Source organism: Streptomyces sp. NPDC059567 (assembly GCF_042735655.1).
In the GTDB taxonomy this organism is placed as follows: domain Bacteria; phylum Actinomycetota; class Actinomycetes; order Streptomycetales; family Streptomycetaceae; genus Streptomyces.
Map to the genome: position 1 here is coordinate 4489 of NZ_JBHWBS010000151.1, position 6291 is coordinate 10779.

Genomic DNA, 6291 nt, shown 5'->3' on the forward strand with positions numbered 1-6291 from the left:
GCCGGGGGCGCCGGCCGGGGGGGGCCGGCACCCCCCCCGCCCGGCGGCCCGCCCCCCCCCGCCGTCACGCCTTGCGGGCCCGCGCCGCCGTCTTCTTGGCGGGCGCGGCCTTCGTCGCGGCGGCCTTCTTGGCAGGGGCCTTCTTCGCGGAGCCGGACGCCTTCCGCGCCGCGGGCACCGTCGCGTCGCTGATCCGGTCCGCGCCGAGGATCTCGCGGAGGAACTTGCCGGTGTGGCTCGTCGGGACCGACGCGACCTCCTCCGGCGTACCCTCCGCGATCACCAGACCGCCGCCGCTGCCGCCCTCCGGGCCCATGTCGATGACCCAGTCCGCGGTCTTGATGACATCCAGGTTGTGCTCGATGACGATCACCGAGTTGCCCTTGTCGACCAGGCCCGAGAGGACCGTGATCAGCTTCGAGATGTCCTCGAAGTGCAGACCGGTGGTCGGCTCGTCCAGGACGTACACCGTGCGGCCCGTCGACCGCTTCTGGAGCTCGGAGGCGAGCTTCACGCGCTGCGCCTCACCACCCGAGAGCGTCGGCGCGGACTGGCCGAGCCGGACGTACCCGAGACCGACCTCGTTGAGCGTGCGCAGGTGGCGCGCGATCGTCGGGACGGCCTCGAAGAAGTCCAGGGCCTCCTCGATCGGCATGTCCAGGACCTCGGCGATGGACTTGCCCTTGTAGTGGACCTCCAGGGTCTCCCGGTTGTACCGGGCACCGTGGCAGACCTCGCACGGGACGTACACGTCCGGGAGGAAGTTCATCTCGATCTTGATCGTGCCGTCGCCCGAGCAGTTCTCGCAGCGGCCGCCCTTGACGTTGAAGGAGAACCGGCCCGGCAGATAGCCGCGGACCTTCGCCTCCATCGTCTCGGCGAAGAGCCTGCGGACGTGGTCGAAGACTCCGGTGTACGTCGCCGGGTTCGACCGCGGGGTGCGGCCGATCGGCGACTGGTCGACGTGCACGACCTTGTCGACGAGGTCGTCGCCGTCCACGCGGGTGTGCCGCCCGGGCACCGACTTGGCGCCGTTCAGCTCGCGCGCCAGGTGCGTGTACAGGATGTCGTTGACCAGCGTCGACTTGCCCGAGCCGGAGACTCCGGTGACGGCGGTGAGCACGCCCAGCGGGAAGGAGACGTCGATGTCCCGGAGGTTGTTCTCCCGGGCGCCGTGCACCGTGAGCCGGCGCGTGGGGTCCACGGGGCGGCGGATCTCGGGCATCCCGATGGCCTTGCGGCCCGAGAGGTACTGCCCGGTGATCGACTCCTTGTTGGAGAGCAGCTCCTTCAAGGGCCCGGAGTGGACGACCTTGCCGCCGTGCTCGCCGGCGCCGGGGCCGATGTCGACGACCCAGTCGGCGACCTTGATGGTGTCCTCGTCGTGCTCGACGACGATGAGCGTGTTGCCCATGTCCCGCAGTCGGACCAGCGTCTCGATGAGACGGTGGTTGTCGCGCTGGTGGAGGCCGATGGACGGCTCGTCGAGGACGTACAGCACGCCGACCAGGCCGGAGCCGATCTGCGTGGCGAGCCGGATGCGCTGGGCCTCGCCGCCGGAGAGCGTGCCGGCGGCGCGGTTGAGCGAGAGGTAGTCGAGGCCGACGTCGACGAGGAACCGCAGCCGCTCGTTGACCTCCTTCAGGACCCGCTCGGCGATCTTCTTGTCGCGGGCGTTGAGCTTGAGGCGGCCGAGGAACTCGGCGCACTCGCTGATCGACATCGCCGCGACCTCGGCGATGGACCGCTCCATGACCGTGACGGCGAGGACGATCGGCTTCAGGCGGGTGCCCTCACAGGTGGGGCAGGGCACCTCGCGCATGTAGCCCTCGAAGCGCTCACGGCTGGAGTCGCTCTCGGCCTCGCTGTGCCGCCGCTTGACGAAGGAGACGGCGCCTTCGAAGGCCGGGGTGGTGTACGCCCGCTCGCGTCCGTACCGGTTGCGGTAGCGGACCTCGACCTGGGTCTTGTGGCCGTGCATCAGGGCCTTCTTGGCCCGCGCCGGGAGGCCGGCGTACGGCATGTCCGTGCGGAAGCCGAGCGCCTGGGAGAGTCCGCCGATGAGCCGGCCGAAGTACTCCTTGGTGTGGCCGTGCGACCACGGGTGGATCGCGCCCTCGTCGAGGGACTTGTCCTCGTCGGGGACGATCAGCTCGGGGTCGACCTCCATGCGGGTGCCGATGCCGGTGCAGTCCGGGCAGGCGCCGAAGGGCGAGTTGAAGGAGAAGGAGCGGGGCTCCAGCTCCTCGAAGGAGAGGTCGTCGTACGGGCAGTAGAGGTGCTCCGAGTACATCCGCTCGCGCTCGGGGTCGTCCTCGGCGAGGTCGACGAAGTCGAGCACGACCATGCCGCCGGAGAGCCCGAGTGCCGTCTCGACGGAGTCGGTGAGCCGGCGCTTGGCGCTGTCCTTCACGGTGAGGCGGTCGACGACCACCTCGATCGTGTGCTTCTCCTGCTTCTTCAGGGTCGGCGGTTCGCTGAGCTGGATGGTCTGTCCGTCCACCCGCGCGCGGCTGTAGCCCTTGGTCTGGAGGTCGGCGAAGAGGTCGACGAACTCGCCCTTGCGCTCGCGCACCAGCGGCGAGAGGACCTGGAAGCGGCTTCCCTCGGGGAGCTCCAGGACCTTGTCGACGATGGCCTGCGGCGACTGGCGGGAGATCGGGCGGCGGCACTCGGGACAGTGCGGCTTGCCGATGCGGGCGAAGAGCAGGCGGAGGTAGTCGTAGACCTCGGTGATCGTGCCGACCGTCGAGCGCGGGTTGCGCGAGGTCGACTTCTGGTCGATGGAGACGGCGGGCGAGAGGCCCTCGATGAAGTCGACGTCCGGCTTGTCCATCTGGCCGAGGAACTGCCGGGCGTACGACGAGAGCGATTCGACGTACCGGCGCTGTCCCTCGGCGAAGATCGTGTCGAACGCGAGGGAGGACTTGCCCGACCCGGACAGCCCGGTGAAGACGATGAGGGAGTCACGCGGGAGGTCGAGCGAGACGTTCTTGAGGTTGTGCTCGCGAGCGCCACGAACGATGAGACGGTCGGCCACGCCGGTCCGCACCTTTCTTGAGAGAGCGGAGGCACAGGGAGTGCGGGTCGCAGATATGCCTGGATGTGCCTGAGTACCCAACAACCAAGGATGCCGGATGCTTCCGCCGAGCCTATAGCACGCACATTCGATTTCCGGCCTCGCTCTCACCGCTTCACCCGAACGAGTGGCGGCGCTAGGGTCGGCGCCATGATCGACCATGTGCGTGACCTGGCCTCTGTACGCGAAGCGACCGAGCGACTCCTCGACGCAGCCGCCTCCCTGGACAACGCGGCGCTGGCCGAGCCGTCACGGCTTCCCGGCTGGACCCGTGGCCATGTTCTGGCCCACATCGCCCGCAACGCCGACGCTCTGGTGAACGTCCTCCAGGGCCGGCCCATGTACGCGGACGCCGCGACCCGTGACGCCGACATCGAGCGCGACGCCCCGCGCCCGCTCGGCGTCCAGCTCGCCGACGTGCGCGAGAGCGGTGAGCGCTTCCAGGCCGTGGGCGCCGAGCCCGCCGACTGGGAGCGGACCGTGGAGCTGCGCAACGGCGTCACCGACCGGGCGGCCCGCATCCCCTTCCGCCGCTGGGTCGAGGTGGCCCTGCACCATGTCGACCTGGGGATCGGCTACGACCTGGAGGACCTGCCCGACGACTTCGTCCTGCGGGAGATCGACTTCCTGGCCGACCGCTGGTCGGGACGCTCTGAGATCCCGCCGGTGACACTCCGCCTCGGGTACGACGAGGACAGCCCCAGCTGGCAGACCGGCGGTACCGAGGGCGACCCCGTCGTCCTGGGCGGCACCGGCGTCGACCTGCTCGGCTGGCTCTCCGGCCGCGACCTCAAGGGCGCCCACCTCGCCGTCCTCACGGGCGACCACCTCCCGGAGCTCCCGCCGTTGTAGTCCCGGCTGTTGGGCCTCCACCTGTCGGTGCCCGGAGATAGGCTGAGCCCATGACGTACAGCGGAGCGGTGAAGGTCGGCGGACCGGCCGATGTGCACGAACTGACGGACCTGATGATCTCCAAGGTCGCGGTCGGTCCGATGGACAACAACGCGTATCTGCTGCGCTGCCGGGCGACCGGCGAGCAGCTGCTGATCGACGCGGCCAACGACGCCGACACGCTCCTCACGCTGATCGGTGACGACGGCATCGCGTCCGTCGTCACCACCCATCAGCACGGCGACCACTGGCAGGCGCTCGCCGAGGTGGTCGCCGCGACCGGGGCGCGGACGTACGCCGGGGCGTACGACGCCGAGGGCATCCCCGTGCCGACCGACGTGCCGGTGCAGGACGGCGACACGGTCAAGGTCGGCCGGGTCGAGATGACCGCCCGTCGGCTGGTCGGACACACTCCGGGCTCGATCGCGCTGATCTACGACGATCCGCACGGACACCCGCACGTCTTCACCGGCGACTGTCTCTTCCCCGGCGGGGTGGGCAACACCTGGAAGGACCCGCAGGCCTTCGCGAGCCTGATCCACGACGTGGAGACCAAGCTCTTCGCGGTCCTTCCGGACGAGAGTTGGATCTATCCCGGGCACGGCAAGGACACCACGCTCGGTGACGAGCGCCCGCAGCTCCCGACGTGGCACGCACGCGGCTGGTGACGCTCCCCGCACGGCGCTGACCGGCGGAGGCGCGCGGCCCTCGACAGCATGCTTCCGCACGCCCCCGTAACTCCTTCGGACGCCGGGTAGTTGGCGCGACATGCGCCCCAGTCACTCTCCGCGTCCGGCCTCGACCCCGGACGCCACGGCCCCGCGTGCCGTGGCTCCGCCGGACACCCCGGCCACCTCCACGGCCGCCGTATCCCCTCCCAGCCCCGCGCCACCGCCGGACTGCTCGGCAGCCCGGGATTCTCCAGGCCCCCCGGCCCCCCGAGGCTCCTCGGACCCCACGGCGCCGCCGACCTCCCCGGACTCCCCCGCCGCTCCCTCGATGGGGCGGCTCGCCGCCGCGTCGCTCGTCGGGACGGCGATCGAGTTCTTCGACTTCTTCGTCTACGGGACCGCCGCCGCGCTCGTCCTCGGGCCGCTCTTCTTTCCGACCTTCTCCCCCGTCGCGGGGACCCTGGCCGCCTTCGGCACCTTCGCCGTCGGGTTCATCTCGCGCCCGCTCGGCTCGGCGCTCTTCGGGCACGTCGGCGACCGGTACGGGCGGCGCCCCGTCATGTTCGCCTCGCTGGTGCTCACGGGCTGCGCCACGGTCGCGGTCGGCCTTGTCCCGACGTACGCGAGCATCGGCATCACCGCCCCCGTCCTGCTGCTCGTGCTGCGCTTTCTGCAGGGACTCGGCCTGGGCGGCGAGTGGGGCGGGGCCGTCCTGCTCACGGCCGAGCACGCGCCGGAGCGGCGCCGGGCGCTGTGGGCGAGCTTCCCGCAGATCGGCCCCTCGGTCGGCTTCCTGCTCGCGAACGGCGTGATGCTTGCGCTCTCCGCCGCACTGACCGACGCCCAGTTCCGCGAGTGGGGCTGGCGCGTGCCGTTCTGGGCGGCCGGACTGCTGGCCGTCGGCGGTCTTCTGCTGCGTTCCTCCCTCGCGGAGACTCCGCAGTTCCAGGAGCTCAGCGCGACCGGGCAGCGGGCGAACGCCCCGCTCGCCGAGGTGGTGCGCGACCACTGGCGGCTCGTCCTGCTCACCGCCGGCGCGCTCGCCGTCGGCTACGCGGTGTTCTACACGGTCTCCACCTGGGCCCTGGCCTACGGCACCGAGCGCCTCGGGGTCGACCGTACGACCATGCTGATCTGCATCATGGCCGCGGTGGCGATCAAGGGCGCCACGACACCGCTGGCGGCGATGCTGGGTGACCGGTACGGCCGCCGGCCGCTCTGCCTCGCCGGGTGCGCGGCCTCCGCCGCGTGGATGTTCCCGATGGTCGCCCTGCTGCACACGGGGCGGCCCGTGCTGATGTTCCTCGGCTTCCTGGGCTCCATGCTCGCGTTCATCAGCATGTTCGCCGTGGTCGCCGCGTACCTCCCCGAGCTCTACGAGCCGAGGGTGAGGTGTACGGGCGCGGCGGTCGGCTACAACCTGGCGGGCGTGCTGGGCGGGGCACTGACGCCGATCCTGGCGACGACCCTGTCCGGGGGCTCGGGGCCGCCCTGGGGTGTGGCGGCGTATCTGACGGTGGTGGCGCTGGTGAGCCTGGGCTGCTTCGCGCTGCTCCCGGAGACGCTGCCGGCCCGGGCGGAGGCTCCGGAGAAGGTTCCCGCGTAGAAACGCACCGCGGCCGGTACGGGCGGTGGTGTGCCGCCCGCACC

Annotated in this window: 4 protein-coding genes; 3 read left to right on the forward strand and 1 reads right to left on the reverse strand. The window is 71.0% G+C overall.

Features of this window, described 5'->3' with window-relative positions; genetic code table 11:
* Positions 1-64: 64 nt before the first annotated feature.
* Positions 65-3040, reverse strand: coding sequence for an excinuclease ABC subunit UvrA (gene uvrA / locus ACFVZW_RS35435; protein WP_384530467.1), 2976 nt, complete (start codon positions 3038-3040; stop codon positions 65-67).
* Positions 3041-3229: 189 nt separating this feature from the next.
* On the opposite strand from uvrA, the gene ACFVZW_RS35440 reads away from it, so the two are divergent.
* From ACFVZW_RS35440 to ACFVZW_RS35450, 3 genes are all read left to right on the forward strand, one after another.
* A complete protein-coding gene (locus ACFVZW_RS35440) occupies positions 3230-3931 on the forward strand; it encodes a maleylpyruvate isomerase family mycothiol-dependent enzyme (protein WP_384530470.1) in 702 nt (233 codons plus the stop codon).
* A gap of 50 nt (positions 3932-3981) precedes the next feature.
* Complete coding sequence (locus tag ACFVZW_RS35445; protein ID WP_384530473.1) at positions 3982-4638, forward strand: MBL fold metallo-hydrolase; 657 nt, start codon at positions 3982-3984, stop codon at positions 4636-4638.
* 331 nt (positions 4639-4969) lie between these two features.
* The gene (locus ACFVZW_RS35450) at positions 4970-6247 is read left to right on the forward strand and encodes an MFS transporter (protein WP_384530476.1); all 1278 of its coding nucleotides are present in this window, start codon (positions 4970-4972) and stop codon (positions 6245-6247) included.
* Positions 6248-6291: the final 44 nt, after the last annotated feature.

Excerpts from the sequence above, each read along its gene's own strand:
- ACFVZW_RS35450 (WP_384530476.1), top strand. The coding sequence starts at position 4,970 with ATGGGGCGGCTCGCCGCCGCGTCGCTCGTCGGGACGGCGATCGAGTTC.
- ACFVZW_RS35440 (WP_384530470.1), top strand. The coding sequence starts at position 3,230 with ATGATCGACCATGTGCGTGACCTGGCCTCTGTACGCGAAGCGACCGAG.
- ACFVZW_RS35445 (WP_384530473.1), top strand. The coding sequence starts at position 3,982 with ATGACGTACAGCGGAGCGGTGAAGGTCGGCGGACCGGCCGATGTGCAC.